Source organism: Priestia sp. 53B2 (assembly GCF_056099005.1).
This window is the reverse complement of record NZ_JBLZXA010000008.1, coordinates 777,344-804,108: the sequence shown is the minus strand read 5'-3', so window position 1 is coordinate 804,108 and position 26,765 is coordinate 777,344. Positions and strand designations below refer to the sequence as shown.

Here is a 26,765-nt window from a genome sequence, read left to right as displayed (position 1 = left end):
TTTTTATGAGTCTGTGGATATAATTACCATTGTAAGGAAAATACTTTATTAAAAGGAGGTCGAGTCATATGTTAAGACGTTTATCAGTTATGGGTCATCCAGTTTCAACTATGTTCAAAAATCGTCTATATACGTATACTATTCGGCCGTGTTCCTGTATCAAGTAACTTTCTTACTTTGATCATTAAAACACGTTAATTCACCACAGGTGCGAATAGTAGCCCTGTGGTTTTTATTATTTTTCAGCCACAGGATGCTTATGCATTACTGTGGCTTTTTTGTGTATAAGGAGGTGATTGTAATGACACTGAACATTTTCTTTTTAACTATTACCATAAAGTCTCGTCAATACTCAGAGGCAGAAATTAAGCATGAACAGTATGTAAGACAATTAGAAGAAGAAATAAAAGACCGCAAGTATGAGTTTTATCGTCATTTCTAATTTGAACAGTGGAAAGGAGTGGATGAATGATGATTAATCAAAAAGGATATATCGTTGTATGGCTGCTTGTGGAGAAAGATTCCACCTAAATGATTAGTAGAGGGAGTAATGATGTGTTTGCTACGGATTATTATTTGGAAATTATTTTAAAAAAAGAGCGGAAAGAAGGATTAATTCTCCTTCTTTCCGCTCTTTTTTTTCTCTTTTTCGGCTCTGTAAAATTCGTGAAACATTTTCATCAGCGCTCGCTTTTCAATTCGCGAAACATAACTTCTTGAAATATTTAATTCTTTTGCAATTTCTCGCTGGGTTTTTTCATCCTGCAGATCCAAACCGAAGCGACCAACAATTACTTCCTTTTCTCGATCATCGAGAATATCGATGTATTCTTTTATTTTTTCTAATTCCATATTTAGTTGAATCATATCAATTACATCGTCTGATTCTGATTTTAATACATCAATCAAACTGATTTCATTTCCTTCTTTATCCTGGCCAATTGGATCATGTAGAGACACATCTTTTTTTGTTTTTTTGAGCGCTCGCAAGTGCATCAATATTTCATTTTCAATACATCGTGCGGCATAAGTAGCTAATTTTGTTCCTTTTCCTTGCGAATAACTTTCGATTGCTTTAATTAAACCGATTGTCCCAATTGAAATTAAATCTTCCGCATCCTCTCCCGTGTTTTCAAACTTTTTAACAATATGCGCAACGAGCCGGAGATTGTGTTCGATAAGAAGGTTTCGCGCTTCTTGATCTCCTTGTTCCATTAAAGATAAATATCTCTTTTCTTCAGCAGCAGACAAGGGTTGAGGAAAGGCATTGTTTTTTACGTAGGAAACAAGGAAAACCAATTCTTTAAAGAAATAGCCTAGTGCGGTAAATAATGCAGACATCTCTTCACCTCCATAAGGGGATATCAACCTGTGAGAGACTAACATTACACTATATGTAAAAAGAAGGATGTCTTTGCCTGTACGTTTAAAATTCCCCCCGGGGACAAGAGAGTTTGAAAAAGTCCACAGATTTTTCTTTATAGATAGTTACCAGCCTATACAGGGAAAAAGTATGTACATACGCTAGTAGTAGTTCATAGTGTAAGGAGGGAAAGTATGTACGGTTACGGAGGCTGCTGTTATCCTAATTATCCAGCTTACCCATGTGGAGGAGGCTTCGGCTGGGGACTTGGATTGTTGATTGTTCTGTTTGTCCTGTTATTAATTTTCGGAAGCTTCTATTGGTTTTTTAGCTGCTGGTGTTAAAAAAAACTCATGCATGTGCATGAGTTTTTTTAGGTGACATATCCTACCGAATAGAACCATTCATTCTTAAGAATTCTTAAGGAATTTTCGCTTTGTTTCTTAAAGAAGATGATTTATTCTATAATTAAGGAAAGAAGCAAGACGATAATATTCCTCTGCAAAAGTAAATGGAGCTCTATACTTTTTTTAGCTTGAAAGTACTAATCATCAAGCAAGCGAGTACGATAATTAAAAACATATAAAAGTGTGAAGGCAAATAAGGGACGCCCAAGTAGCTAAGAGTTAATAAACAACCTGCTGCGGTAATAGGGAGCCCTGTAAAATACCCAGTATTTTCTGTGATGTTAAAGCGGGCAAGACGAAGTGCTCCGCAAGCAATGTAACAGATGGTAACAATTGAACCTGCAGCACCAAAGTGAGACAAAATACTTTGATAAAGTAGTAGAGCTGGAGCGATGCCAAATGATATAATATCGCACATGGAGTCCAGTTGTTTTCCAAGTTCAGATTCAATTTGCAGCTTTCTGGCTACCATGCCGTCGAATCGGTCTGCTAACGCTGCTAAAAAAATTAGTAATAAACTTAAGTTCAATTCATTTTTCATGACAAATAAAATAGCAAAGCTTCCTAAACTTAAATTAACAATCGTTAAGGAGTTTGCCGCTTGGGATCTCAGCTTTTTAATTGTATGATCTAGATAGTCTAATAAAAACAATTTCCTCACTCCTTTAAAGGATGGAATGAACTAAAGGTAAAAATAATGGTAATTTCATTGTAGACGCAAACCTTATTCTAGTAAAGAACTATTCAGTATGTGGAGGTAAAATTATTGTTGCAGCACCTGTATCGAACGTTTATTGAGCTTACGAATCACCAAGGATCATCGAAGCTCATTCGAAAATTCACTTTCTCTAAATGGAGTCGGTTTGTTATACCCTCCTATACAAAAGTTTTTAAAGTAAATAAAGAAGAAATGGACAAGCCTCTGCATCATTATCAAAACTTACACGAGCTATTTATTCGCCATTTGAATCCTTCTGCCCGTCCGGTCGATCAGCAGAAAGACAGCGTTGTCAGTCCTGTAGATGCAAAGATAGAAGCATATGGAGTCATTACGCCTCAAAAAGAAATGATTGTAAAAAACAAACCTTATTCTATACAGGAAATGGTTTCAAATGATCTCATTCTTGAAAAATATATAGAGGGACAGTTTATTATTCTCTATCTTAGTCCGAAAGACTATCATCGCATTCACAGTCCTCTTAAAGCCCAAGTGGGGAATACGTGGACCGTTGGACAAAAGTCTTATCCAGTAAATTCATTAGGAATCAAGTACGGGAAAGAACCGCTGGTGAAAAATTTCCGGAAGCTCACGGAGTTAACATTTGAAAATGGTCACATGCTGATGGTAAAAGTAGGAGCCATGTTTATCAACAGCATTGAAGCGGTTTCTAAAAAAGAAGTAGTCGAAAAAGGGGAAGAAATGGCTTACTTCACGTTTGGTTCGACTGTCATTTTATTATTTGAGAAGAACTCAATCACTTTTGATTCTAACGTTCACTCAGGTTCTTATGTAAAGTATGGAGAACCAATTGCTCATTTGAAAAAATAGAGCCTATATAATAAAAGAGTAGATAGATAAATGAAGATGCAGCTTTCTTTTATTAAGAAGGCTCTTTTATTCGTTAAGAAGGAATTTGTATGTTAATCTTTAATGATCTTCTTTCAATTTCCTCTTCAATTAATTTTATAAAATCAGGGCTTAATTGCAGTTCGGTTGCTTTGCTGTATGATTCAATAAGCAGCTCATCTGATAATTTTCTCATAAGATTGCCGCCACCTCCTACTAAAATAAATATCCTAAAAAGTTATATTTAAATGCTAATAAATTCCTTATTTATAATCTAACATGAATCAAATAAAGGAACAATCGTTCTGTTATCCACAGCTTTCAGTGGATAAAATGTGGGTATGTTGTTTATAATTACCATTAATTGCTGAACTATAACAGAGGATAATGTGTATAAACTTATCCACATAATTAGGCTTATCATTTTTTGTCGAAAACTTTTAACAGAATTTGTTTACCACTTACCCTATTTGATAAGTAATAAACGTTTTCTGCACTATTTTTTATTTTAAGTTTGCAGAGAGTGAATATATCGTAAGCCCACGAACAAATAGAGGTTTACTACCTTTTGTCAATAACTTTCTGTATAAAGTTAAAGCATTCACAAGGCATATCCTTTATACTAAGAAAAGACCTGTTTTTGAAGAGGATAAAATTTTAGGTTGGAAAATAACAAGAAGTCGTTATAATGATAGACGGCGTTAATTTTAGTATGTAACTATATATTCGAGGTGCATGATACGTGTTGAAACTTTTTTTACCAAATGAACATGTGAAAAACGTGTTTCAAATTAAGCCAGACGATTTGAAAGAGCGCGGAATAAAAGGAATTATTACCGACTTAGATAACACGTTGGTGGAATGGGATCGCCCTGATGCCACTCCAGAATTAATTGAGTGGTTTCAGTTAATGAAAGATAGTGGAATTAAAATTACGATTGTATCGAATAATGTGGAGAAACGAGTCAAGCTGTTTTCAGATCCAGTTGGACTTCCATTTGTATATAAAGCACGCAAACCGATGCGTAAAGCATTTAGAAGAGCTCTTCGTGATATGGAGCTGCAAAAAGATGAGGTTGTAGTTATTGGTGACCAGCTTTTAACGGATGTATTAGGAGGAAATCGTCTCGGCGTATATACGGTTTTGGTTGTACCAGTTGCGCAAACAGATGGATTTGTAACGAAATTTAACCGTAAAATGGAACGAAGAATTCTAGGTTGGATGAAACGAAAAGGTATGATTAACTGGGAGGATTAAAACGTGAGTGAAGAAAAATTACAGTGCGTAGGATGCGGAGTGGAGATTCAAACAGAACGACCGGATGAACTTGGCTATGCTCCAAAATCAGCACTAGAAAAAGAAGCTATTATTTGCCAGCGATGCTTTCGCTTGAAGCATTATAATGAAGTACAAGATGTTTCCTTAACAGACGATGATTTTTTAAAAATCTTAAATGGAATTGGTCAAACGGACGGTTTAGTTGTAAAAGTTGTAGATATCTTTGACTTTAACGGCAGCTGGTTACCTGGTTTGCATCGATTTGTTGGAAATAACAAGGTTCTTTTAGTGGGAAATAAAGCAGATTTACTGCCAAAGTCTATAAAGAAAAATAAACTAATTCATTGGATGAAGCGAGAAGCGAAAGAGCTTGGGCTAAAATCAGTGGATGTGTTCCTCATGAGCGCGCAAAAAGGACAAGGAATTCGAGAAATTGCCGAAGCCATTGAACATTATCGCGAAGGTAAAGATGTATATGTTGTGGGATGTACAAACGTTGGTAAATCAACATTTATTAATGCCATTATTAAAGAAGTAACCGGAGAAAAAGATATTATTACTACATCTCAATATCCGGGCACAACGCTGGATATGATTGATATCCCGCTTGATAACGGCGCGTCTTTATATGATACGCCTGGTATTATTAATCACCATCAAATGGCTCACTATGTAGATAAACGAGACTTAAAGCTGATTTCTCCTAAAAAAGAAATAAAGCCGAAGGTTTATCAGCTAAATGAAGGGCAAACGTTATACTTTGGAGGACTGGCGCGCTTAGATTATGTACAGGGAGGACGCAAGTCATTAACATGTTATGTATCGAACGATTTGCATATCCATCGTACGAAGCTTGAAAAAGCAGATGAGCTGTATGAAAAGCAAGCAGGTGAACTGCTTCAGCCGCCGCGCCCAGAGCAAATGGATGAGTTTCCTGAACTGGTTGCACATGAATTTACAATAAAAAATGAAAAAACGGATATTGTTTTTTCAGGGCTTGGCTGGGTGACGGTTAATGAGTCAGGTTCAAAAGTTGTGGCGCATGCACCAAAAGGAGTCGGCGTATTTGTGCGCGATTCTTTAATTTAAACAAAAAGGGGAAAAAATCTTGAGTACATTATATGGGCTAGTTGGTTATCCGCTTGGGCATTCACTATCGCCATTGATGCAAAATGATGCCTTTAAACGTCTGAATATGGATGCTCATTATGAAGCTTTTCCAATTGAACCTGTTCATTTTGAGTCAGCCATTGGAGAGCTAAAAAATAAAAACATTCAAGGATTTAATGTCACGATTCCTTATAAAGTTGATATTATGAAGCATTTGGATGAAGTCGATCCATTAGCAAAGGCAATTGGCGCTGTAAATACAGTTGTTAATCAAGATGGCCGTTATATTGGATACAATACCGACGGAGAGGGGTATGTGACCTCTTTACTCAAAGCAGTAGAAGGCAGCTTATCCCAAAAAAGAATTTTAATTATTGGAGCTGGAGGAGCTGCAAAAGCTATTTTTTATACAATTGCAGCTCAGCATGCTCCCGAGGTAATTGCGATATGCAATCGTACCGTCGAAAAAGCAGCTGTATTAGCTAACGAGCTGCCTTTTTCGACGAAAACGGCGGCGATGTCTATTTCTGATGCGGAAAAACAATTAGATACATTCGATATTATTATTAATACCACTTCAGTGGGGATGTATCCTAACGTTGATGAGCTGCCATTAGCACTTACTTTATTACAAAAAGAAGCCGTAGTCAGCGATATTATTTACAACCCTTTAAAAACAAAGCTTTTAAAAGAGGCTGAAGCAAAAGGGGCAGGCACTCATAACGGTGTCGGTATGTTTGTACTGCAAGGTGCACTTGCATTTGAAAAGTGGACGAACGTCCGTCCTGACGAAGAGGCAATGGAACACATTGTTCTTTCAACACTAACTAAGAGATAAGATACAACGGAGGTTTTTATGTTAACAGGTAAACAAAAACGTTTTTTACGTTCAAAAGCACATCATTTAAATCCAATTTTCCAAGTAGGAAAAGGTGGAGTCAACGAAAATATGATTGGTCAAATTGCTGATGCATTAGAAGCAAGAGAATTATTAAAAGTAAGCATTCTGCAAAACTGTGACGAAGATCGTGACACGGTTGCTGCTCGATTAACAAAAGGAACAAAAGCAGAGCTTGTACAAGTGATTGGAAATACAATTGTATTATATAAAGAATCACGTGAAAATAAGCAGTTAATGCTTCCAAAAGTGAAATGAAATAGAGCGGGGAAACCCGCTCTATTTAAAAATGAAGTAAATTAAAGGAGTCGGGGATTGTTGAAGAGTATTGGAATTTTAGGTGGAACATTCAATCCGCCTCATTTGGGGCATTTAATGATGGCAAATGAGGTTTTGCATGCCTTGAAATTAGATGAGATATGGTTCATGCCGTCGTATATTCCACCTCATAAAACAATCAAAGAGCCTATTGAGCCATATCATCGTTTACAAATGCTAAAGCTAGCTATTGAAGAACATGATCAATTTACCCTGCAGCCGATTGAATTTGAGCGCAAAGAGCCTTCATATACATATGATACGATGAGAATACTAACGGAGAAATATCCAACATATCAGTTTCATTTCATCGTTGGTGCTGATATGGTAGAATATTTGCCGAAGTGGTATGAAATTGATGAATTAGTCAATTTGGTTACATTTGTAGGTGTAAAACGCCCGGGGTATACCATTACGTCCCCTTACCCGATAAAAGAAGTAGAAGTTCCGCAGTTTGATGTCTCCTCTTCCTTTATTCGCGAACGAGTAGTAAAGAAAGAAACCATTCGTTATTTTATACCTGCTGGTGTTAAACAATATATCGAGGAGAATCAATTATATGAATCGAACTGAGGCATTAGAAATCGTAAAGAAACAGTTAACAGAACGTCGTTATATTCATACTGTCGGGGTAATGGAAACAGCAATTGAATTAGCTAAACGTTTTGAAGCAGACGAAAAAAAAGCAGAACTGGCTGCTGTTTTTCATGACTACGCCAAGTTTCGTCCAAAGGAAGAGATGAAGCAAATTATTATTGATCAAAACATGAACCCTTCTTTATTGGAATACAATACCGAATTATGGCATGCTCCAGTAGGCGCGTTTTTAGTGAGAAATGAAGTAGGGATTACGGATAAGGAAGTATTGGATGCAATTGCTTACCATACATCTGGAAGACGTGGCATGACGTTACTTGAAAAAATTGTGTACGTTGCTGATTACATTGAACCCGGAAGGAGATTTCCAGGTGTTGATGAAGTGCGGGAGTTAGCTAAAACCGACTTAAATGCAGCACTCATTCAATCACTGAAAAACACCATTTCTTTTTTAATGACTAAACATCAGGCCGTCTATCCCGATACGATGATGACATATAATGATTTAATCTTAGGAGGTCAAACACATGACTGAACGTGAATTGCTATCTCTTGTTGTAGAAGCAGCAGACGATAAAAAAGCAATCGATATCGTAGCGTTAAATATGGAAGGAATCTCACTTGTGGCAGATTATTTTGTTATTTGTCACGGTAACTCAGATAAACAAGTGCAGGCAATCGCTCGTGAAATTAAAGAAAAAGCACACGAACAAGGCATTTCTGTGAAGCGTTTAGAAGGATTTGAGCAGGCTAAGTGGGTTCTTGTTGATCTTGGAGATGTTGTGATTCACATTTTCCATAAAGATGAGCGCGGATATTATAACTTAGAACGCTTATGGGGAGATGCACCATTTGTAAGTTCAGAAGAGCTACAGCTATGAGCAGGTACGGAGAATTTGCCTACGTATATGATCAGCTAATGGCAGACGTTCCGTATGACGATTGGGCTGAATTTTTTAATCAGCAGGTGGCAAAAGCGAAAACAAAGCCTGACAGTATATTAGACCTTGCCTGCGGCACGGGAGAACTCTCCGTTCGATTTGCACAAGAAGGTTTCTCCGTAGTAGGCGTTGATTTGTCTGATGATATGCTTATGGTAGCCCAGGAAAAGGCGGCAGAAGCAGGGGTAACGCTATCTCTTTTTCAGCAAAACATGGCGGAACTTGAGTTATTGAAAGAGTTCGACTGTGTAGTAATCTTTTGTGATTCTTTGAACTATTTGCAAAGTGATAAAGAAGTTCAAGAAACCATTCAACGTGTATATAAGCACTTAAAACCCGGTGGGCTCTTTATATTTGATGTTCATTCAGTGCACAAGATGAAGGACGTATTTGGAAATCAATCTTTTTCTTACGTAGATGAAGACGTGTCATATATTTGGAACTGCACCTATGACGATACAGACATGCGCGTAGAGCATGATATTACGTTTTTTGCTTATGATGAAGAAATGAATGCATATCATCGCTTTGATGAGGTGCATTCTCAGCGCACTTGGTCGATTGACCGTTATCAATCATGGCTGAGCGAAGCTGGTTTTATAAATATAGAAGTAAGTGCAGATTTCAAAATGAGTGAGCCTACTTCAAACAGTGAGCGCATCTTTTTCTCTGCGCAAAAAAAAGAAGCCGAGTAGAGGCTTCTTTTTTTGTTTCAAAGCAGGATTTCTACAGAAATTATGGAATAAGACTATCAAACTGATTGTGAACAAGCTCAATGTCTTCGTCAAATTTTTCATGTGTTTTTTGAAATACGTGCACAAACATCTCTCCGAGTTCAGCTTCTAAAACTTTAATACCTTCTCCGGTTACACCGCCTTTTACGCATACTTTATCCTGCAAGGTAGGAAGCGTAAATATTTCTTTTTCCAACAGTTTTCCCATTCCAATAATCATATCACTGGCCATGACGGTAGCTTCTTCTTCAGAAATATTTGTTTCTTGAACTGCTGCATCAATAAAGCGTTGAAGCAAAAAGCTGAAGAATGCAGGACCGCAGCTTACGATATCGGATGATACGCGCGTAATCGTTTGATCAATAGCCACAGGCTTTGACATGGATGAAAATAATTCATGTAAATAATTTTGGTAAAAAGGCGTACATCTTTCTCCAAACGTGAAAAGAGAAACACCTGCTAATGCCCGATTCGTAATGCTAGGGATAATTCTAGCTGCTTGACTCGGAATGAGGCGTTCGATTTGTTCTACGCTAATTGGACTGGTAATGGATACAATGCAGTGATCTTTCGTCAGCAGTGGTTCTAATTTTATTAAAAGGGGGTGAATATCCAATGGCTTAACACAAATAAAAATGACTTTGGATGCGTGAACAACTTCTTCAGCTGTATCAGCAACATGAATTTTTTTATGCTGCTGTTGAATCTCTTTGGCTCTTTTTTTTGTGCGATTCATAATAGTAATTTTAGAAGGACGTACGGCTTTTGATTCAATAAACGCATCAATTAATATTTTCCCCATGTTTCCTGTTCCGATAAACCCTATGTTCACTGATTCATTCCCTCCTTCAAAAGCCTTTTCTTCTAAACACTATGAAGACGTAATGGAATTTATGACGTTACTTCAAAATTCAAAGGAGTGTACAATTTGACTTTTTCAAAAAAACAATGGCTAATTGGGTGTATTTGCTTAGCAGTTGGATTGGCTTTTTATATCTATCGCACAGGCGGAGAGAAACCGGAAAGTTCTCTTCAAACCTCAGATATGATAAAGGCAGAATCTTCTGCTGCAAAAAAAGAAGGAGAGTCGTCTGATCAAGTAAATTCGAGCCAAGATTCCCCGTTTGTTATGGTGGATATTAAAGGAGCTGTTCAGAAGCCTGGTGTATATCAGCTTCGAAAAGATGCAAGGGTAAAAGATGCTCTAGCACAAGCCGGAGGCGCTACAAAAGAAGCGGACTTAAGACAGCTCAATTTAGCTAGCAAGCTACAAGATGAAATGGCTGTTTACATTCCAGCTGCTGGAGAAGAAATCCCGCCTTCATCTCCAGTTTCTTCAATCTCTTCCTCAGGAACTTCAAATGATCAGCCCCTTGTTAATATCAATACAGCGAACACTGATGAACTACAAACGTTAAATGGCATTGGACCTTCAAAAGCGAGTGCCATCGTTTCATATCGAGAGGAAAATGGCTTGTTTCAAACAGTAGAGGATTTGGGGCAAGTATCAGGTATTGGCGAGAAGTCGCTAGAAAAAATCAAAGCTCAAATTACGGTACAGTAGAGACTTATTGACGAAAAAGGAAAAGAAACGCTACACTATGAAAGAGACAAGTATAATTATAATTATTCAGTTTTAAATAAAAAGGTAGGGAATGAGATGAACCGGATTTCATGGGATCAATATTTTATGGCACAAAGCCATTTGCTAGCTTTAAGAAGCACTTGTGAACGTCTGGCTGTTGGGGCTACAGTGGTGCGTGATAAACGTATTATAGCTGGAGGATACAACGGCTCGATCAGCGGAGGCGTGCATTGTGCTGACGAAGGCTGTTATGTGATTGATGGACACTGTGTAAGAACTGTCCATGCAGAAGTGAATGCACTCTTGCAGTGTGCTAAGTTTGGTGTGAAAACAGAAGATGCGGAAGTATACGTCACGCATTTTCCTTGTTTAAACTGCTGTAAAGCCCTTATTCAAGCGGGAATTAAAACAGTATATTACGCTAATGATTACAAAAATCATCCGTATGCTGTTGAGTTATTTCAACAGGCGGGAGTGAAAACAGCAAAAGTTGAACTTGATGAAGCAATCATTGACTTAAAAAGTAAAGAAAAGCTTCAATTTGTGACGGATGTTCTCGCTCGTTTAGAAAAAAGCGGAGCGGATGAAGCAGAAGTGATGAATTTACAGCGTGAAGCTCTCGCTTTGTTTACGGCAAATTAAAGGTAAAAGAGGTTTTTTACTTGGTAACAGTAAGAAGCCTCTTTCTTTTAAGAAGAAAGGAGCTAAAAGTGAAAGGATATTATATTTACTGTGCTTTTAGCATGATGATAGCTTTATATGTATATGATAATCATTCCGTTGTAAGCCTGTTTTTGCTAATCGTGCTTTTCATTTTTCAATGGCTACAATGCCCGAGGAAAGTGGTTATTGCTTCTGCACTGTTGAGTGTTTTGTGCGTCTACCTATTAGCTGAGACAAATAAGAATAACAAAACGGTTCTTTTAGATGAATCTTCTTCTTTTACAGGCGAAATTTCATCTGTGCCGCATAGTGACGGCGACAAGCTTACTTTTAAGTTTACGGTTCAAAATGAAGAGGTCATGGCTTTTTATAAACTAAAAACGTTGGAAGAGAAACAGCGGCTCGAAAAGCTAACGATTCATCAAGTTTGTCAACTAGGGGGGCAATTAACTTCTCCTTCACCTGCTCGCAACCTTCATGCATTTGATTATCAGCAATATTTGTACCATCAGTCTATTCATTGGCAGCTTAACGTCAAGAGACTTGATTTGGTAAAATGCCAGCTCCCCACTTTAACTCCACTTACGTACCTTACCTTTATTCGTCAAAAAGGAATTAATTATATTCAACAAAATATGTCGGATCCAGGCGCTGGGTTTATGCAGGCACTAATTTACGGCGAGCGCACTGGCATCGAAGAAGAGAGTATCAAGCGCTATCAGCAATTTGGTTTAATACACTTGCTTGCCATATCAGGTCTTCATGTTGGACTGCTGACAGCGATGTGTTTTTATTTGCTCATTCGGATTGGAATAACGCGCGAGCGAGCCATTACGCTTTTACTTTTGCTTCTTCCTGTATACATGGTTTTGGCCGGTGGCAGCGCTTCAGTTGTCCGAGCTGTTTTTATGAGTATGCTGATGCTTATATCGATAAAAATACAAAGAAAAATTCTTTTGGTTGACAGCATCAGCCTTGCTTTTATGGCCATGCTGCTTTTTAAGCCGTACTATTTATTTGATGTAGGATTTCAGCTTTCTTTTGCCGTTAGTTTTGCATTAATTTTATCGAGTCAGACGATTTTACCTCGTTTTCATTCTTCTGTCAGCCAGCTCATGGTTGTTTCAGCGATTGCACAAGTCAGTTCACTTCCTTTATTGTTGTACTATTTTTATGGAGTATCTCTCCTCAGTTTGCCATTAAATATGGTTTTTGTACCGCTGTTTTCTCTTGTTATATTACCTCTTTGTTTGCTCATTCTTTTTGTTCGTATCCTCTTGCCGGGAGTGAGTGAACTGCTGGAGCAAATTCTTCATGTTCTTTTACTTTTTTGTGAAAAATTGCTTGGCTTTTTTGAGTGGATTCCCGCTGATTTTATAACGGGAAAACCCCACATTGTTCTGTTTTTGGGAATGTACTTATGCATTTATGCTTTATTTGTGGCGGTCGAAGAAGGAGGATTTTTCGTTCGCTATATGTTTCTTCTCGTGGCATTGTTAGCCGCACAATGTATGTATCCTTATTTGAATCCAAAAGGAACGGTCACAATGGTCGATGTAGGACAAGGAGACTGCTTTATCATTGAGCTTCCTTATCGAAAAGGTGTGTATATGATCGATACCGGAGGAACCGTTTCATTTCCAAAAGAACCATGGCAAAAACGTCGTTCTTCTTTTGACGTGGGAGAAGACGTACTTGTTCCCTTTTTGCATTCAAAAGGAATAACAAGGGTAGATAAAATGATTATCACACACGGCGATTATGATCACGCAGGGGCGGCACAGCATTTATTTTCACAAGTGGCTATCGGAGAGCTGGTGCTTGGGAAAAAAGCTAAATTAAATGACGTAGAGACTGGCTTGGTGATCGCTGCTCAAAAACAAAGCGTGCCTGTTCAAATTGTTCAACAAGGAGATAGCTGGCAAGAAGGAGGTGTGTTATTTCAGATTATTTCTCCGACAGGTTTCGAAGAAACGAGCAACAACGGCTCAATTGTAATAGACGCTAAGTTAGGAAATTTAAGCTGGCTATTCACCGGAGATTTAGAAAAGGAAGGAGAACAAAGAATATTGAAAGACTTTCCAAACATTAAAGCAGATGTATTAAAAGTTGGGCATCATGGCAGTAAAACCTCAACTTCAGAAGAGTTTGTTCAACATTTAAATCCTAAAGTAGCGCTTGTTTCAGCGGGACAAAAAAATCGTTATGGTCATCCTCATCAAGAAATATTAGAGCTTCTGAAAAGCTACGGGGTGTATATTTATCGAACGGATGAAAATGGTGGGGTAACGTATGAATTTACAAAAAAGTCAGGAACGTTTTCGCAGCAACTTCCATAGTCTATAGTAAGAAAAACGAACTAAAAAAGACTGCTAAGAAGCAGCCTTTAAGCAATTTTACGAACCCAAGTAGTGAATCACAGTTGCAATAACAAATAAGGCAGTGAAAAAGCCAAATGAAACACCAAATCCTACGGCAGAATCGACAGCGTCGTTGCGTTTACTTTGGACACTTTCTTCAAATTGGTTCATTAACACCCCTCCTGTTTACAGTATAATCTAACTTTTTTTAAAAATCTAGACAATTTAAAAGCGTTTTCACAAACTGACAACAGTTAACAACTATACTTTATGAGCATGAGGAGAAAATAGAGATAAGGGTTTAATCATTAACAAATAAGTAACCTAGGGCTTATATTGTTAATGTTTATTATAAACTGAGGAATTGTCGTTTTAAGGCAATTCCTTTTGTATTGTTGCCAAAAACTCATAACACCTTTACGATAGAAATTGTATTTTGTTTATCAGTAACTATACATAATCAATATAGATGAATAAAAAAGAGGAGCGTATATACGTTGGCAGTTGATAGCTTAAAAAGTATTACCAAAAATAATATAGCCCCCGTTTACTTAATACACGGGGTCAATGCATTTATGAGTAAAAAGATTAGAGATAAAATCGTCGACTATACGTTAAATGAAGAAGATAAAGAATTTAACTTGTCACTATACGATTTAGAAGAAACATCGATTGATCAAGTTCTAGAAGATGCTGAAACGCTTCCTTTTTTAGGAGACAAGCGTGTAGTGGTTGCGAAAAATGCAGCATTTTTAACGGCTGAAAAATCGAAAGATAAAGTAGAGCATGATCTAGCAAAACTGCAGCAATATGTGGAGCAGCCCCCATCTTTTTCAACGTTAATTCTACTAGCCCCTTATGAAAAGCTGGATGAAAGAAAAAAAATAACAAAATTATTAAAAAAACAAGCAGCTTACATCGAAGCGAACGAATTTGGTGAAAAAGAAATGAAGCAGTGGATTCATAATTTACTTTCAAAAGATGGAGTGAATATGGATGAAGATGCTGTGACGCTGCTTATTCAGCTTGTGGGTCTTAATGTAACGCTTGTGACAAATGAAATTGAAAAAATGGTGTTATACGTTGGACAAGGCGGAGTCATTACAAAAGAAGTTGTGCTTAAGCTTGTGGCAAAAACGCTTGAACAAAATGTATTTACGCTTATTGACGCTGTTATTCAGCGAAAGGTTTCTACTGCTTTAAATATGTATCAGGATTTACTGCGTAATAACGAAGAGCCTATTAAAATTTTATCTTTGTTAGCGACGCAGTTTCGTTTGATTTATCATACGAAGCAGCTGTCTAGTCAAGGGTACGGTCAGCAGCAAATTGCTCAAACGATTAAGGTTCATCCGTTTCGTGTGAAAATTGCTTTGCAGCAGAGCAGAAGTTTTGAGGAACAGCAGCTTAAAGAAATTTTAAAGGATTTAGCAGAGGCAGATTATGAAATGAAGACGGGGAAAATGGATAAAGCGCTTATTTTACAGCTGTTTTTATTAAAAAGAGCGCAATAAAAAAACGATCCTAATGGGATCGTTTTTGTCTCAATTATGCAGATAAACCGTTAAGTTTTACTGCTAAGCGAGATTTTTGACGAGCTGCAGCATTTTTGTGGATAATACCAGATTGTGCAGCTTTGTCTAATTTTTTAGAAGCAACAGCAAATGCTGCTTTTGCGTTATCTACATCGTTGTTTTCAACTAAAGCTTCAAAGTTTTTGATTGCAGTACGCATAGCTGATTTAGCTTGAATGTTATGAGCACGGCGAGCTTCAGTAGTTTTTACACGTTTGATAGCTGATTTAATGTTTGGCATCCGTTTCACCTCCCGAAATGATAACAATCGAGATTATATAGAACTCGACATTCTTCACAATAAGAACAAAAGATATTTTATCAAACACAAGGACAGAATGCAATAGCCTTGACAAGGAATTTTATATGACAGACCTCTCTTTAAAAGCTTGTAGCTGATATTGCGCCCTTCCTTCCACTTTTCATTTCTTAAATGCATGAATCTGCCAGTCCTCGGTGACAATAATTTCAACAAAGAATGTCTAGGAGGTTAAGAAATGGAAAAAGAACTTGATTTAAGTCAATATAGCGTGCGCACGGATCTAGCCGTCGAAGCAAAAGACATAGCGTTAGAAAACCAGCCTAAACCGAATAACCAGTCAGAAATCAAAGGCGTAATTGTAAAAGAAAAAGAAGAACAAGGTGTCAAAATTTCAATGGTAGAAATTACGGAAGAGGGCGCAGAAGCAATCGGTAAGAAAAAAGGCCGATATGTAACCCTTGAATCGGTAGGCATTCGCGAGCAGGATACTGAAAAGCAAGAGGCCATGGAAGAAGTATTTGCTAAAGAGCTGAATTTTTTTATTAAAAGCCTCAACATTCCAGATGATGCTAGCTGTCTTGTAGTGGGTCTTGGAAACTTAAGTGTTACACCAGATGCGCTTGGACCAAAGGCAGTAGATAATTTGTTGATTACAAGACATTTGTTTGAGCTACAGCCTGAAAGCGTGCAAGATGGCTTTAGACCCGTTAGCGCCATTGTTCCGGGAGTAATGGGAATGACGGGTATTGAGACAAGTGATATTATCTTTGGCGTTGTAAAGAAAGTGAATCCAGATTTTATCATTGCAATCGACGCGCTGGCCGCTCGTTCGATTGAACGGGTAAATGCTACCATTCAAATTTCAGATTCAGGTATTCATCCGGGGTCTGGGGTTGGAAATAAGCGCAAAGAAATCAGTTATGAAACACTTGGCATTCCAGTTATTGCAATAGGTATTCCAACGGTAGTGGATGCTGTTTCCATTACAAGCGATACAATTGACTTTATCTTAAAACATTTCGGCCGAGAAATGAAAGAGCAGGGAAAGCCGTCTAAGTCGCTGCTTCCGTCCGGTATGACGTTTGGAGAAAAAAAGAAGCTCACGGAGGATGATTTACCCAATGAAGAGCAGCGTCAAACGTATCTCGGTATGATTGGCAACCTTCCCGATGAAGAAAAAAGACGTCTTATTCATGAAGTGCTTGCACCTTTAGGTCATAATTTGATGGTTACGCCAAAAGAAGTGGATATGTTTATTGAAGATATGGCTAATGTAGTTGCAGGAGGACTTAACGCTGCTTTGCATCATGAAGTGGATCAAGAGAACTTTGGGGCATATACTCATTAATACGCTTTTAGATGAATGAGTTCTTCAGAATATAGTCATAATGGTTAGTACTACAGAAGATAAAGAAGTAAGGGGCCTAATAATATGATTAAATTTACTTTAAAATCAGTAGTACTAACCATTTTTTTACTGTGCGTCGTATTTTTAGGGATGCAGACGGCTCAGCAAGGGTTGATTAAAATGAAGGGATATAATGATCCTTCGATTGAACATGTTATTAATGTGTCTAAAACGTCAGATGGTCAGGTGGAAGCTGCTGTTTTAGGTTCAAAAAAAGTCGTGAACATTGATGAAAAACAGCAGTTTCTAGAAAAACGAAAGGCTTTTAACTTTTTCTCCTCGCTAGGTCAAAGTCTAGCGGAAGGCGTGAAAAGTACAATAGGAAAAGCTTTTAAGGCTATCCATCATCTTCTTAATTAAAAGCAGAATCTCTTTCTGCTTTTTTGTATGGAAAAATCCCCAATGGAATGCTTATTGAATGTTGACGAATGTGTTGTTATAATTTAATTTAGTGTATTTTGCCGATTTTCAGTAGGAGTGAAAAAAATATGGATAGAGAAGCAAGATTGAAACGACAATCGAAAATCAGAAACTTTTCGATTATTGCTCATATAGACCACGGTAAGTCAACATTAGCAGACCGTATTTTAGAAAAAACAAATGCGTTAACACAGCGAGAAATGAAAGCTCAGCTTTTAGATTCGATGGATTTAGAACGTGAACGTGGAATTACCATTAAATTAAATGCTGTGCAGCTTCAATACAAAGCAAAAGATGGAGAAGAGTATACTTTTCATCTAATTGATACACCGGGACACGTCGATTTTACATATGAAGTGTCGCGAAGTTTAGCCGCGTGTGAAGGTGCTATTCTAGTAGTAGATGCAGCTCAAGGTATTGAAGCTCAAACACTAGCAAACGTATATTTAGCGCTTGATAACAACCTTGAAATTTTACCTGTCATTAATAAGATTGACCTGCCGAGCGCAGAGCCAGAGCGAGTGCGCCAAGAGGTTGAAGACGTAATTGGATTAGATGCGTCGGAAGCTGTATTAGCTTCAGCTAAAGCAGGAATTGGAATCGAAGAAATTTTAGAACAAATTGTTGAAAAAGTTCCTGCTCCTGAAGGGGATCCAGATGCACCGCTTCAAGCACTAATCTTTGATTCATTTTATGATGCATACCGAGGTGTAGTTGCATCTATTCGTATCGTACAGGGACGAGTAAAAGTAGGCGACAAAATTAAAATGATGGCAACAGGAAAAGAGTTTGAGGTAACGGAGCTAGGTGTGTTAACGCCAAAAGCCGTTGCTAAAGATGAACTTTCTGTTGGCGACGTAGGATTTTTAACAGCAGCTATTAAAAACGTTGGAGATACGCGAGTAGGGGACACGATTACTCTTGCTAAAAACGGAGCAAGTGAACCTCTTCCTGGTTATCGTCGTCTGAATCCAATGGTATACTGCGGACTGTATCCGATTGATACCGCGAAGTATAACGATCTTCGTGAAGCACTAGAAAAGCTAGAGCTAAATGACTCTGCACTTCAGTTTGAACCAGAGACGTCTCAGGCCTTAGGATTTGGTTTCCGATGTGGATTCTTAGGGTTGCTTCACATGGAAATTATCCAAGAGCGTATTGAGCGCGAATTTAAAATTGATTTAATTACAACAGCTCCAAGCGTTATTTATGACGTGTATTTAACAGACGAGACTCATCTGTCTGTAGATAACCCGTCTAATATGCCGGACCCACAAAAGATTGAACGCGTGGAAGAACCGTATGTGAAGGCAACGATGATGGTACCAAACGATTATGTTGGTGCTGTGATGGAGCTTTGTCAGAAGAAGCGAGGCAACTTTATTGATATGCAGTACTTGGATGCTAATCGCGTGAGTATTGTATACGAAATTCCACTAGCTGAAATTGTATATGATTTCTTTGATCAATTAAAATCAAATACAAAAGGCTACGCTTCGTTTGATTACGAGCTTATTGGATATCAGCCTTCGAAGCTTGTGAAGATGGATATTCTCTTAAACGGCGAAACGGTCGATGCACTGTCCTTTATCGTGCACAGAGATTCGGCTTACGATCGTGGTAAAGTCATTGTAGAAAAGCTTAAAGAGCTTATTCCACGTCAACAGTTCGAAGTGCCGATTCAAGCGGCAATTGGTCAAAAAATTGTGGCGCGTTCAACAATTAAAGCCATTCGTAAAAACGTTTTAGCAAAATGTTACGGAGGAGATATCTCTCGTAAACGTAAACTTCTTGAAAAACAAAAAGAAGGTAAAAAACGTATGAAGCAGGTCGGTTCTGTTGAAGTACCGCAGGAAGCATTCATGGCTGTGCTTCGCATGGACGAAGATTAATAGCTGAAATTCTATTATTTAACATGTCAAATTAGTTTTGAAAATCAAGCTAATCTGATACGATAGTAAAGAGTTTTGAGCGCTGTAAATAAGTGTGAACGAACATAGATAAAAATACCGCAGAGAGACTCTGCGGTATTTTTATCATTTATAAATGTGATTGAGGTGGAAGTCCATGGTGAAGGCAGCATATCTGCATATCCCGTTTTGTCATCATATTTGTCACTATTGTGACTTTAATAAAGTGTTTTTCAAAAATCAGCCCGTTATGCCGTATTTGGAAAGCATGCGAGAAGAAATGAAACAAGCAGTTGAACATTATCCAACGACCAATTTAAACACGATATTCGTTGGAGGTGGAACGCCCACAGCCTTAGATGAACAGCAGCTAGAGTATTTTTTAGAATCCATTCGTATGTACCTCCCTTATGACGAAAAAGGTGAGTTTACATTTGAAGCGAATCCGAATGAATTGACAAAAGAAAAGCTTCAGCTTCTCCATGATTATGGTGTGAATCGTTTAAGCATTGGTGTACAAACGTTTAATGAAAGATTATTGGAGAAAATTGGACGTGTGCATTCAAATAGACAGGTATTTGATTGTGTTGAGCAAGCGAGAAAGATTGGAATGTCGAATATAAGCTTAGACTTAATTTATAGCCTACCGGAACAAACGGTAGCTGATTTCTCTTCTACGCTTCAAACGGCTTTTTCATTAGAGGTAGAGCATATGTCTGCCTATTCGTTGATTATTGAACCTAAAACGGTATTTTATAATTTAATGAATAAAGGAAAGCTACCGCTGCCTGCTCAAGAAGAAGAAGCAGCTATGTATGAGCTGCTTATGAAAGAAATGGACAAACAAGGTTTTCATCAATACGAAATCAGTAATTTCGCAAAGCCAGGCTACGAGAGTATTCATAATCTAACCTATTGGAACAACGACGATTATTACGGAATTGGCGCAGGCGCACATAGCTATATAGACGGAATAAGACGAGCAAATATTGGACCATTAAAAAAGTACATTGATTCAGTCGAGCAAAACGGAAATGCATATCTCAATGAAGTGAGCGTGACCGAGGCTGAAAAAATGGAAGAAGAAATGTTTTTGGGCCTTCGTAAAACGAAAGGAGTCTCAAAAGAGGAGTTTAAGAAAAAATTCAATCGAGAATTAAAAGATGTGTTTGGAGAACCTATTCAAGAATACAAAGAGAAAGGACTTTTGGGTGAAGACAATAGCTCAGTCTTTTTAACACACAATGGTCGATTTTTGGGGAATGAAGTTTTTCAAGCCTTTATTGGGATAATCTAATATCAAATCGTTGACATCGCTATAGTGATTTGGTAATTTATTATTAGATTTAGCACTCAGAGTTTTAGAGTGCTAACAGAGGTGATGAAGCGTGCTTACTGATCGACAGTTATTAATTTTACAAGTCATTATTGATGATTTCATTCGATCTGCGCAGCCGGTAGGCTCTCGAACATTATCTAAGAAAGAAGAGTTTAATTTTAGTTCGGCTACGATTCGTAATGAGATGTCAGACCTAGAAGAACTTGGATTTATTGAAAAAACTCATACTTCTTCAGGGCGCGTTCCGTCTGAAAAAGGTTATCGTTATTATGTTGATCATCTAGTGTCCCCTCAGCACTTGAAAGCAAGCGACGTTTCGACGGTACGTTCGGTATTCGCTGAACGCATTGTAGAACTGGAGCAGCTCGTTCAAAAGTCAGCGCAAATTTTATCTGATTTAACGAGTTTAACGTCTATTGTGCTAGGACCAAAAGCGGTCAGCCATAAGTTAAAACAGCTGCAGATTTTACCTTTAACGGCTCAGTCAGCTGTTGCCATTATTGTGACCGATACAGGACACGTTGAAAGTCGGACAATTACGCTGCCGAGCAGTATTCAACCTTCCGATATTGAAAAAATGGTTAACATTTTAAACGAAAAGCTCATCGGCGTTCGCATTACTGATTTACATGATAAAATGTACAAAGAAGTAGCGACGCTCTTAAAAAGCCACATTCAAGGGTATGAGCAGACGATGGATATACTCAATGATGCATTAAAGCTCAACATGAATGGCAAATTAGTAGTTGGCGGCAAAACGAATATGTTTGCTCAGCCGGAATTTCATGATCTTAATAAAATTCGCGGGCTGTTTAACATTATTGAACATGAACAGCAGTTTTATAAGCTGTTAAGCCCAAATGAGGCTGGCATACATGTGAAAATTGGTCATGAAAATAAATTGAATGAAATGGTAGGATGCAGCTTAATTACAGCTAGTTATTCCTTTGGTCACGAACAGCTCGGCACAATTGCTATACTGGGACCGACCCGTATGGAATATGCACGTGTAATTAGTTTGCTTACATTGCTATCATCAGATATGTCTCAAGTGTTAACAAATTTGTATAAAGAATAAAGGAATCGGGTGGAATATATTACTTCCATCCTTTCCCTGTGATAAAATAAAAATCGTTGTTTAAAATGTGAAAATGTGTGTAAACATTTAAGGGAGGTGAATGAATTGTCAAACGAAAAGCAAGTAGAAGAACAAAACGAAGAAGTGGTTGAAGAAGTTCAAACAGAAGCTGCTGAAGCAACTGAAGCTGAAGCGTCTGAGGAAGTAAACCCTCTTCAACAAGAAAATGATCAATTAAAGCAACAGCTTGAAGAAGAAGAGAATCGCTACTTACGTCTACAAGCTGATTTCGATAATTTCCGTCGTCGTTCACGTCTCGATGCAGAAGCTGCTCAAAAATACCGTGCTCAATCATTGGTTGCGGATATTTTACCAGCACTTGATAACTTTGAACGTGCATTACAAGTTAACACAGCGGACGAACAAACTAAATCTGTGCTGCAAGGTGTAGAAATGGTATACCGTCAATTGGTAGAGGCACTTCAAAAAGAAGGTGTTGAAGCAATTGAGTCAGTTGGGAAAACATTCGATCCATACGAGCATCAGGCAGTGATGCAAGTAGAGGACGATGAATACGAACCGAACACGGTAGTAGAAGAGCTTCAAAAAGGTTACAAATTAAAAGATAAAATCATCCGCCCTGCGATGGTTAAAGTGAATCAATAACACTACATATTATGAAGGAGGTCATTGTCAATGAGTAAGATCATTGGTATCGATTTAGGTACAACTAACTCTTGTGTCGCTGTATTAGAAGGCGGCGAACCAAAAGTAATTCCAAATCCAGAAGGAAACCGTACAACGCCATCAGTTGTGGCATTCAAAAACGGTGAGCGTCAAGTTGGGGAAGTAGCGAAACGTCAAGCTATTACAAACCCTAACACAATTATTTCAGTTAAACGTCATATGGGTACAGACCATAAGGTGGAAGCTGAAGGCAAGCAATACACGCCTCAAGAAATGTCAGCTATCATTCTTCAACATTTAAAAGGTTACGCTGAAGAGTACTTAGGTGAGCCTGTAACAAAAGCTGTTATCACAGTTCCTGCTTACTTTAATGATGCTGAGCGTCAAGCAACAAAAGATGCTGGTAAAATTGCTGGTTTAGAAGTAGAGCGTATTATTAACGAGCCTACTGCAGCAGCACTTGCATACGGATTAGAAAAAACAGATGAAGATCAAACAGTTTTAGTTTATGACCTTGGTGGTGGTACGTTTGACGTATCTATTCTAGAACTTGGCGACGGCGTATTTGAAGTTCGCGCAACTGCAGGTGACAACCGCCTTGGTGGTGACGACTTTGACCAAGTAATCATCGACTATTTAGTCGCTGAATTCAAAAAAGAAAACGGCGTTGATTTAAGCAAAGATAAAATGGCGCTTCAACGTTTAAAAGATGCGGCTGAAAAAGCGAAAAAAGATTTATCGGGCGTAACATCTACACAAATTTCTTTACCATTTATCACTGCTGGAGAAGCTGGTCCTCTTCACTTAGAGGTATCTTTATCACGTGCTAAATTTGACGAGTTATCAGCAGGCCTTGTAGAGCGTACAATGGCTCCTGTGCGTCAAGCTTTAAAAGATGCAGGCCTTTCTGCAAGCGAACTTGATAAAGTAATCTTAGTTGGTGGTTCAACTCGTATCCCAGCGGTACAAGATGCAATCAAAAAAGAAACTGGTCAAGATCCTCACAAAGGTGTAAACCCTGATGAAGTAGTTGCACTTGGTGCAGCAATTCAAGGTGGCGTATTAACTGGTGATGTAAAAGACGTTGTATTACTAGACGTAACGCCTTTATCACTAGGTATCGAAACAATGGGTGGCGTATTTACAAAGCTAATTGAGCGTAATACGACGATTCCAACAAGTAAATCACAAGTATTCTCAACGGCTGCAGATAGCCAAACGGCTGTAGATATTCATGTTCTTCAAGGTGAGCGTCCAATGTCTGCAGACAACAAAACGCTAGGTCGTTTCCAGTTAACTGATATTCCACCTGCACCACGCGGAGTACCTCAAATCGAAGTGTCATTCGATATTGACAAAAACGGTATCGTAAACGTTCGTGCAAAAGATTTAGGTACAAACAAAGAGCAGGCTATTACAATTAAATCTTCAACAGGTTTATCAGATGACGAAATCGACCGCATGGTAAAAGAAGCGGAAGAAAACGCAGATGCTGATAAGCAACGTAAAGAAGAAGTGGAACTACGCAATGAAGCAGATCAATTAGTGTTCACAACTGAAAAAACATTAAAAGATCTTGAAGGAAAAGTAGAAGAAGCTGAAGTAACAAAAGCTAACGAAGCAAAAGATGCTTTAAAAGCAGCGATTGAAAAGAATGACCTTGGAGAAATCAAAGCGAAAAAAGATGAACTTCAAGAAATCGTTCAAGCGTTAACTGTAAAATTGTATGAGCAAGCTCAACAAGCTCAGCAAGCAGGTGAACAAGGCGCTCAAAATGATGATGTTGTAGATGCAGAGTTTGAAGAAGTAAACGACGACAAAAAATAATGCATCTTGACGACTAACGTGAATGACGCCATGGTGCGATTCACATCTTTTTAAAAAGTCAAAGTCAAGCTTATTTCTTGGCTTTGACTTTTTTAACGTGGAAAAGCGAAAGGGAAAGTTTTTCACTTGGCTCTCTGCGTGCACGGGAGCAATAGAAAGTAACTTTTATGTTGCTATGGAATTATTAATAATGATACAATTACGTTTATGTGAAACGATTCGGGAGTGAGTATTGATGAGTAAGCGAGATTACTATGAAGTACTCGGTATCAGTAAGAGCGCTACAAAAGATGAAATAAAAAAAGCATACCGCAAGCTTTCTAAACAATATCATCCAGATATTAACAAAGCGGAAGATGCTGCTGACAAATTTAAAGAAGTAAAAGAAGCATACGAAGTATTGAGTGATGACCAAAAAAAAGCACAATACGATCAATTTGGTCATACTGATCCAAATCAAGGCTTTGGCGGCTTTGGTGGAGGCGGCTCAGACTTTGGCGGCTTCGGCTTTGAAGATATTTTCAGCTCGATCTTTGGTGGTGGTGGTCGCAGACGTGACCCTAATGCTCCGAGACAAGGTGCCGATTTACAATACACGATGACACTTTCTTTTGAAGAAGCTGTTTTCGGAAAAGAAACAACAATTGAAATTCCACGTGAAGAAACGTGTGAAACATGTCACGGTTCAGGTGCAAAACCTCGAACAAAAGTCGATACATGTTCGCACTGTAATGGTTCAGGTCAGTTAAACGTTGAACAAAACACGCCGTTTGGCCGCGTGGTAAATCGACGTGCGTGTCATCATTGTAATGGTACGGGAAAAATCATTAAAGACAAATGTGCAACGTGCCATGGTGAAGGTAAAGTAACAAAACGACGTAAAATTAACGTTAAAATTCCAGCTGGTGTAGATGATGGTCAACAGCTGCGCGTAAGTGCTCAAGGAGAACCAGGGGTAAATGGTGGTCCTCCGGGAGATTTATACGTAGTGTTCCACGTGCGCACTCATGAATTCTTTGAACGTGATGGAGACGATATCTACTGCGAAATGCCTTTAACGTTTGCTCAGGCAGCGCTAGGTGATGAAGTAGAAGTACCAACTCTACACGGCAAGGTGAAGCTGAAGATTCCTGCTGGTACACAAACGGGAACGAAATTCCGTTTAAAAGGAAAAGGTGTGGCAAACGTACGAGGATATGGTCAAGGAGATCAGCATATTCACGTTCGAGTTGTAACTCCAACAAAAATATCAGAAAAACAAAAACAATTATTGCGTGAGTTCGCTGAACTGAGCGGTCAAGAAGCCGTTGATGAGCAGCATGATTCCTTTTTTGCAAAAGTAAAACGAGCAATTAAAGGAGAATAATTGTCTTTCATAGTAAACAGAGACAGGTTGGTAAAGGTACTTTGCCAACCTGTCATCTGTCATGTTCATATTTAAAATCCTATATTACTGAAGGCAGAAAGGATGAAGTTGGTAGCAATGAAATGGTCTGAAATTTGTATTCATACAGCGCAAGAAGCAATTGAACCCATCTCTCATATTTTACATGAATCAGGAGCTAGCGGGGTAGTCATTGAAGATCCTGCTGATTTAGTGAAGGACAGAGATACAACTTTTGGCGAAATTTACGATTTAAACGTAGAAGACTACCCAGAAGAAGGTGTAGTGATTAAAGCATACCTTCCAGTTAACAGCTTTTTAGCAGAAACTGTGGATGGTATCAAAAAAGAAATTAATGGACTGCTTGTTTACGACTTTGATTTAGGAGCTAACAAAGTTACGATCAGTGAAGTGAATGAGGAAGAGTGGGCCACTGCTTGGAAAAAATATTACCATCCCGTGAAAATTTCAGAGCGTTTTACGATTGTACCAACTTGGGAAAACTATGAAAAAGTAAGCACAGATGAATTGATTATCGAGCTTGATCCCGGAATGGCTTTTGGGACAGGTACCCATCCAACAACGGTTATGTCTCTTCAAGCATTGGAAAGAACAGTGAAAGCAGGAGATACTGTTATCGACGTAGGTACAGGTTCAGGAGTGCTAAGTATTGGCGCAGCTCTATTAGGAGCAAGTAATGTACAAGCTCTAGACCTTGATGAAGTAGCCGTACGTTCTGCCCGCGAAAATATTGAACTAAATCAAGTTGGGAACGTCGTAACAGTAGGTCAAAACAACTTATTGCAAGGTATAGAAGGACCGGTTGACATTGTTGTGGCGAATATTCTAGCTGAAGTAATCGTTCGTTTTGTAGACGATGCTGCAAAGGTATTAAAGCCAGGAGGCATGTTCATTACATCAGGTATTATTAGTGCGAAAAAAGAAGATGTCAAAAAAGCGTTAACGGGAGCGGGCTTTGTTATTCAAGAAGTAACGCTTATGGAAGACTGGGTAGCAATTATTGCGCAAAAACAAGCTTAACAAGTGAGAAGGT

30 protein-coding genes are annotated in these 26,765 nt (G+C 38.3%); 24 read left to right on the top strand and 6 right to left on the bottom strand.

Annotated features, from left to right (window positions below):
* Positions 1-301: 301 nt before the first annotated feature.
* Entirely contained in the window at positions 302-442 is a 141-nt protein-coding gene (locus tag ACN6NE_RS07550; protein ID WP_013059269.1) for a YrzI family small protein, read from the top strand.
* Positions 443-612: 170 nt separating this feature from the next.
* Here the strand turns inward: ACN6NE_RS07550 and sigK are convergent, their stop codons facing one another.
* Complete coding sequence (gene sigK / locus ACN6NE_RS07545) at positions 613-1,341, bottom strand: RNA polymerase sporulation sigma factor SigK (protein WP_013059268.1); 729 nt, start codon at positions 1,339-1,341, stop codon at positions 613-615.
* A gap of 216 nt (positions 1,342-1,557) precedes the next feature.
* Here sigK and ACN6NE_RS07540 point away from each other — a divergent pair, with 216 nt between their 5' ends.
* Positions 1,558-1,707 (top strand): hypothetical protein, encoded by a 150-nt coding sequence (locus ACN6NE_RS07540; protein ID WP_014458166.1) that lies wholly within the window; start codon positions 1,558-1,560, stop codon positions 1,705-1,707.
* 175 nt (positions 1,708-1,882) lie between these two features.
* On the opposite strand, the gene pssA is transcribed toward ACN6NE_RS07540, so the two are convergent.
* Entirely contained in the window at positions 1,883-2,422 is a 540-nt protein-coding gene (gene pssA / locus ACN6NE_RS07535; RefSeq protein ID WP_013059266.1) for a CDP-diacylglycerol--serine O-phosphatidyltransferase, read from the bottom strand.
* A 114-nt stretch (positions 2,423-2,536) separates the two neighbouring features.
* On the opposite strand from pssA, the gene ACN6NE_RS07530 reads away from it, so the two are divergent.
* A complete protein-coding gene (locus ACN6NE_RS07530) occupies positions 2,537-3,319 on the top strand; it encodes a phosphatidylserine decarboxylase (protein WP_474325015.1) in 783 nt (260 codons plus the stop codon).
* 73 nt (positions 3,320-3,392) lie between these two features.
* Here the strand turns inward: ACN6NE_RS07530 and ACN6NE_RS07525 are convergent, their stop codons facing one another.
* The gene (locus ACN6NE_RS07525; RefSeq protein ID WP_028410607.1) at positions 3,393-3,533 is read right to left on the bottom strand and encodes a sporulation histidine kinase inhibitor Sda; all 141 of its coding nucleotides are present in this window, start codon (positions 3,531-3,533) and stop codon (positions 3,393-3,395) included.
* 549 nt (positions 3,534-4,082) lie between these two features.
* Here ACN6NE_RS07525 and ACN6NE_RS07520 point away from each other — a divergent pair.
* Genes ACN6NE_RS07520 through ACN6NE_RS07485 form a run of 8 tightly spaced genes read left to right on the top strand, consistent with a single transcriptional unit; the run spans position 4,083 to position 9,175 of the window.
* Positions 4,083-4,595 carry a YqeG family HAD IIIA-type phosphatase gene (locus ACN6NE_RS07520; RefSeq protein ID WP_013059263.1) on the top strand — a complete coding sequence of 171 codons (513 nt, stop codon included), beginning with the start codon at positions 4,083-4,085 and terminating at the stop codon, positions 4,593-4,595.
* Between the two features lie 3 nt (positions 4,596-4,598).
* A complete protein-coding gene (yqeH, locus tag ACN6NE_RS07515; RefSeq protein WP_013059262.1) occupies positions 4,599-5,705 on the top strand; it encodes a ribosome biogenesis GTPase YqeH in 1,107 nt (368 codons plus the stop codon).
* 19 nt (positions 5,706-5,724) lie between these two features.
* On the top strand, positions 5,725-6,564 hold the full coding sequence (gene aroE / locus ACN6NE_RS07510) for a shikimate dehydrogenase (RefSeq protein WP_129704847.1): 840 nt from the start codon (positions 5,725-5,727) through the stop codon (positions 6,562-6,564).
* An 18-nt stretch (positions 6,565-6,582) separates the two neighbouring features.
* Positions 6,583-6,882 carry a ribosome assembly RNA-binding protein YhbY gene (gene yhbY, locus ACN6NE_RS07505; RefSeq protein WP_013059260.1) on the top strand — a complete coding sequence of 100 codons (300 nt, stop codon included), beginning with the start codon at positions 6,583-6,585 and terminating at the stop codon, positions 6,880-6,882.
* Positions 6,883-6,942: 60 nt separating this feature from the next.
* Positions 6,943-7,515: a nicotinate-nucleotide adenylyltransferase gene (locus ACN6NE_RS07500; RefSeq protein ID WP_013059259.1), complete on the top strand. Its 573-nt coding sequence runs from the start codon at positions 6,943-6,945 to the stop codon at positions 7,513-7,515.
* Complete coding sequence (gene yqeK / locus ACN6NE_RS07495; protein WP_129704845.1) at positions 7,502-8,074, top strand: bis(5'-nucleosyl)-tetraphosphatase (symmetrical) YqeK; 573 nt, start codon at positions 7,502-7,504, stop codon at positions 8,072-8,074. The genes ACN6NE_RS07500 and yqeK overlap by 14 nt, the downstream gene beginning before the upstream one ends.
* On the top strand, positions 8,067-8,420 hold the full coding sequence (gene rsfS, locus ACN6NE_RS07490) for a ribosome silencing factor (protein WP_474325012.1): 354 nt from the start codon (positions 8,067-8,069) through the stop codon (positions 8,418-8,420). Before yqeK ends, rsfS begins: the two co-directional genes overlap by 8 nt.
* The gene (locus ACN6NE_RS07485) at positions 8,417-9,175 is read left to right on the top strand and encodes a class I SAM-dependent DNA methyltransferase (protein ID WP_474325011.1); all 759 of its coding nucleotides are present in this window, start codon (positions 8,417-8,419) and stop codon (positions 9,173-9,175) included. The genes rsfS and ACN6NE_RS07485 overlap by 4 nt, the downstream gene beginning before the upstream one ends.
* A gap of 40 nt (positions 9,176-9,215) precedes the next feature.
* On the opposite strand, the gene comER is transcribed toward ACN6NE_RS07485, so the two are convergent.
* Positions 9,216-10,046, bottom strand: a complete 831-nt coding sequence (gene comER / locus ACN6NE_RS07480) for a late competence protein ComER (RefSeq protein WP_025750559.1) — start codon at positions 10,044-10,046, stop codon at positions 9,216-9,218.
* 96 nt (positions 10,047-10,142) lie between these two features.
* Between comER and ACN6NE_RS07475 the strand changes: the two genes are divergently transcribed.
* The 3 genes from ACN6NE_RS07475 (at position 10,143) to ACN6NE_RS07465 (ending at position 13,801) form a co-directional block, all read left to right on the top strand.
* On the top strand, positions 10,143-10,778 hold the full coding sequence (locus ACN6NE_RS07475) for a helix-hairpin-helix domain-containing protein (RefSeq protein WP_474325010.1): 636 nt from the start codon (positions 10,143-10,145) through the stop codon (positions 10,776-10,778).
* 96 nt (positions 10,779-10,874) lie between these two features.
* Positions 10,875-11,441 carry a ComE operon protein 2 gene (locus tag ACN6NE_RS07470; protein ID WP_025750557.1) on the top strand — a complete coding sequence of 189 codons (567 nt, stop codon included), beginning with the start codon at positions 10,875-10,877 and terminating at the stop codon, positions 11,439-11,441.
* A 68-nt stretch (positions 11,442-11,509) separates the two neighbouring features.
* A complete protein-coding gene (locus tag ACN6NE_RS07465; protein WP_474325008.1) occupies positions 11,510-13,801 on the top strand; it encodes a DNA internalization-related competence protein ComEC/Rec2 in 2,292 nt (763 codons plus the stop codon).
* A 57-nt stretch (positions 13,802-13,858) separates the two neighbouring features.
* Here ACN6NE_RS07465 and ACN6NE_RS07460 read toward each other — a convergent pair whose 3' ends face one another.
* Positions 13,859-13,993, bottom strand: a complete 135-nt coding sequence (locus ACN6NE_RS07460) for a YqzM family protein (RefSeq protein ID WP_013059251.1) — start codon at positions 13,991-13,993, stop codon at positions 13,859-13,861.
* A 326-nt stretch (positions 13,994-14,319) separates the two neighbouring features.
* On the opposite strand from ACN6NE_RS07460, the gene holA reads away from it, so the two are divergent.
* On the top strand, positions 14,320-15,336 hold the full coding sequence (gene holA, locus ACN6NE_RS07455) for a DNA polymerase III subunit delta (protein WP_028410615.1): 1,017 nt from the start codon (positions 14,320-14,322) through the stop codon (positions 15,334-15,336).
* A gap of 34 nt (positions 15,337-15,370) precedes the next feature.
* Here the strand turns inward: holA and rpsT are convergent, their stop codons facing one another.
* Positions 15,371-15,637, bottom strand: a complete 267-nt coding sequence (gene rpsT / locus ACN6NE_RS07450) for a 30S ribosomal protein S20 (protein WP_013059249.1) — start codon at positions 15,635-15,637, stop codon at positions 15,371-15,373.
* Positions 15,638-15,893: 256 nt separating this feature from the next.
* On the opposite strand from rpsT, the gene gpr reads away from it, so the two are divergent.
* The 9 genes from gpr (at position 15,894) to prmA (ending at position 26,752) form a co-directional block, all read left to right on the top strand.
* On the top strand, positions 15,894-17,006 hold the full coding sequence (gpr, locus tag ACN6NE_RS07445) for a GPR endopeptidase (protein ID WP_129704835.1): 1,113 nt from the start codon (positions 15,894-15,896) through the stop codon (positions 17,004-17,006).
* An 84-nt stretch (positions 17,007-17,090) separates the two neighbouring features.
* Positions 17,091-17,426 (top strand): DUF3679 domain-containing protein, encoded by a 336-nt coding sequence (locus tag ACN6NE_RS07440; RefSeq protein ID WP_014458177.1) that lies wholly within the window; start codon positions 17,091-17,093, stop codon positions 17,424-17,426.
* 128 nt (positions 17,427-17,554) lie between these two features.
* Complete coding sequence (gene lepA, locus ACN6NE_RS07435) at positions 17,555-19,378, top strand: translation elongation factor 4 (protein ID WP_013059246.1); 1,824 nt, start codon at positions 17,555-17,557, stop codon at positions 19,376-19,378.
* Between the two features lie 175 nt (positions 19,379-19,553).
* Entirely contained in the window at positions 19,554-20,693 is a 1,140-nt protein-coding gene (gene hemW / locus ACN6NE_RS07430) for a radical SAM family heme chaperone HemW (protein WP_129704833.1), read from the top strand.
* Positions 20,694-20,784: 91 nt separating this feature from the next.
* A complete protein-coding gene (gene hrcA / locus ACN6NE_RS07425; protein WP_013059244.1) occupies positions 20,785-21,813 on the top strand; it encodes a heat-inducible transcriptional repressor HrcA in 1,029 nt (342 codons plus the stop codon).
* A 105-nt stretch (positions 21,814-21,918) separates the two neighbouring features.
* Positions 21,919-22,479, top strand: coding sequence for a nucleotide exchange factor GrpE (gene grpE, locus ACN6NE_RS07420; RefSeq protein ID WP_028411655.1), 561 nt, complete (start codon positions 21,919-21,921; stop codon positions 22,477-22,479).
* A gap of 30 nt (positions 22,480-22,509) precedes the next feature.
* On the top strand, positions 22,510-24,327 hold the full coding sequence (dnaK, locus tag ACN6NE_RS07415; RefSeq protein WP_129704831.1) for a molecular chaperone DnaK: 1,818 nt from the start codon (positions 22,510-22,512) through the stop codon (positions 24,325-24,327).
* Between the two features lie 235 nt (positions 24,328-24,562).
* The gene (gene dnaJ / locus ACN6NE_RS07410) at positions 24,563-25,693 is read left to right on the top strand and encodes a molecular chaperone DnaJ (RefSeq protein ID WP_474325003.1); all 1,131 of its coding nucleotides are present in this window, start codon (positions 24,563-24,565) and stop codon (positions 25,691-25,693) included.
* Positions 25,694-25,810: 117 nt separating this feature from the next.
* Positions 25,811-26,752, top strand: a complete 942-nt coding sequence (gene prmA / locus ACN6NE_RS07405; protein WP_013085059.1) for a 50S ribosomal protein L11 methyltransferase — start codon at positions 25,811-25,813, stop codon at positions 26,750-26,752.
* Positions 26,753-26,765 lie beyond the last annotated feature (13 nt).

Bases quoted from the DNA above. Each gene is read 5' to 3' on its own strand.
- dnaK (WP_129704831.1), top strand. From the start codon at position 22,510: ATGAGTAAGATCATTGGTATCGATTTAGGTACAACTAACTCTTGTGTC.
- lepA (WP_013059246.1), top strand. From the start codon at position 17,555: ATGGATAGAGAAGCAAGATTGAAACGACAATCGAAAATCAGAAACTTT.
- yqeK (WP_129704845.1), top strand. From the start codon at position 7,502: ATGAATCGAACTGAGGCATTAGAAATCGTAAAGAAACAGTTAACAGAA.
- ACN6NE_RS07525 (WP_028410607.1), bottom strand. From the start codon at position 3,533: ATGAGAAAATTATCAGATGAGCTGCTTATTGAATCATACAGCAAAGCA.
- rsfS (WP_474325012.1), top strand. From the start codon at position 8,067: ATGACTGAACGTGAATTGCTATCTCTTGTTGTAGAAGCAGCAGACGAT.
- yhbY (WP_013059260.1), top strand. From the start codon at position 6,583: ATGTTAACAGGTAAACAAAAACGTTTTTTACGTTCAAAAGCACATCAT.
- prmA (WP_013085059.1), top strand. From the start codon at position 25,811: ATGAAATGGTCTGAAATTTGTATTCATACAGCGCAAGAAGCAATTGAA.
- sigK (WP_013059268.1), bottom strand. From the start codon at position 1,341: ATGTCTGCATTATTTACCGCACTAGGCTATTTCTTTAAAGAATTGGTT.
- ACN6NE_RS07460 (WP_013059251.1), bottom strand. From the start codon at position 13,993: ATGAACCAATTTGAAGAAAGTGTCCAAAGTAAACGCAACGACGCTGTC.
- ACN6NE_RS07485 (WP_474325011.1), top strand. From the start codon at position 8,417: ATGAGCAGGTACGGAGAATTTGCCTACGTATATGATCAGCTAATGGCA.
- gpr (WP_129704835.1), top strand. From the start codon at position 15,894: ATGGAAAAAGAACTTGATTTAAGTCAATATAGCGTGCGCACGGATCTA.
- ACN6NE_RS07470 (WP_025750557.1), top strand. From the start codon at position 10,875: ATGAACCGGATTTCATGGGATCAATATTTTATGGCACAAAGCCATTTG.
- rpsT (WP_013059249.1), bottom strand. From the start codon at position 15,637: ATGCCAAACATTAAATCAGCTATCAAACGTGTAAAAACTACTGAAGCT.
- ACN6NE_RS07540 (WP_014458166.1), top strand. From the start codon at position 1,558: ATGTACGGTTACGGAGGCTGCTGTTATCCTAATTATCCAGCTTACCCA.
- ACN6NE_RS07550 (WP_013059269.1), top strand. From the start codon at position 302: ATGACACTGAACATTTTCTTTTTAACTATTACCATAAAGTCTCGTCAA.
- ACN6NE_RS07440 (WP_014458177.1), top strand. From the start codon at position 17,091: ATGATTAAATTTACTTTAAAATCAGTAGTACTAACCATTTTTTTACTG.
- dnaJ (WP_474325003.1), top strand. From the start codon at position 24,563: ATGAGTAAGCGAGATTACTATGAAGTACTCGGTATCAGTAAGAGCGCT.
- hemW (WP_129704833.1), top strand. From the start codon at position 19,554: ATGGTGAAGGCAGCATATCTGCATATCCCGTTTTGTCATCATATTTGT.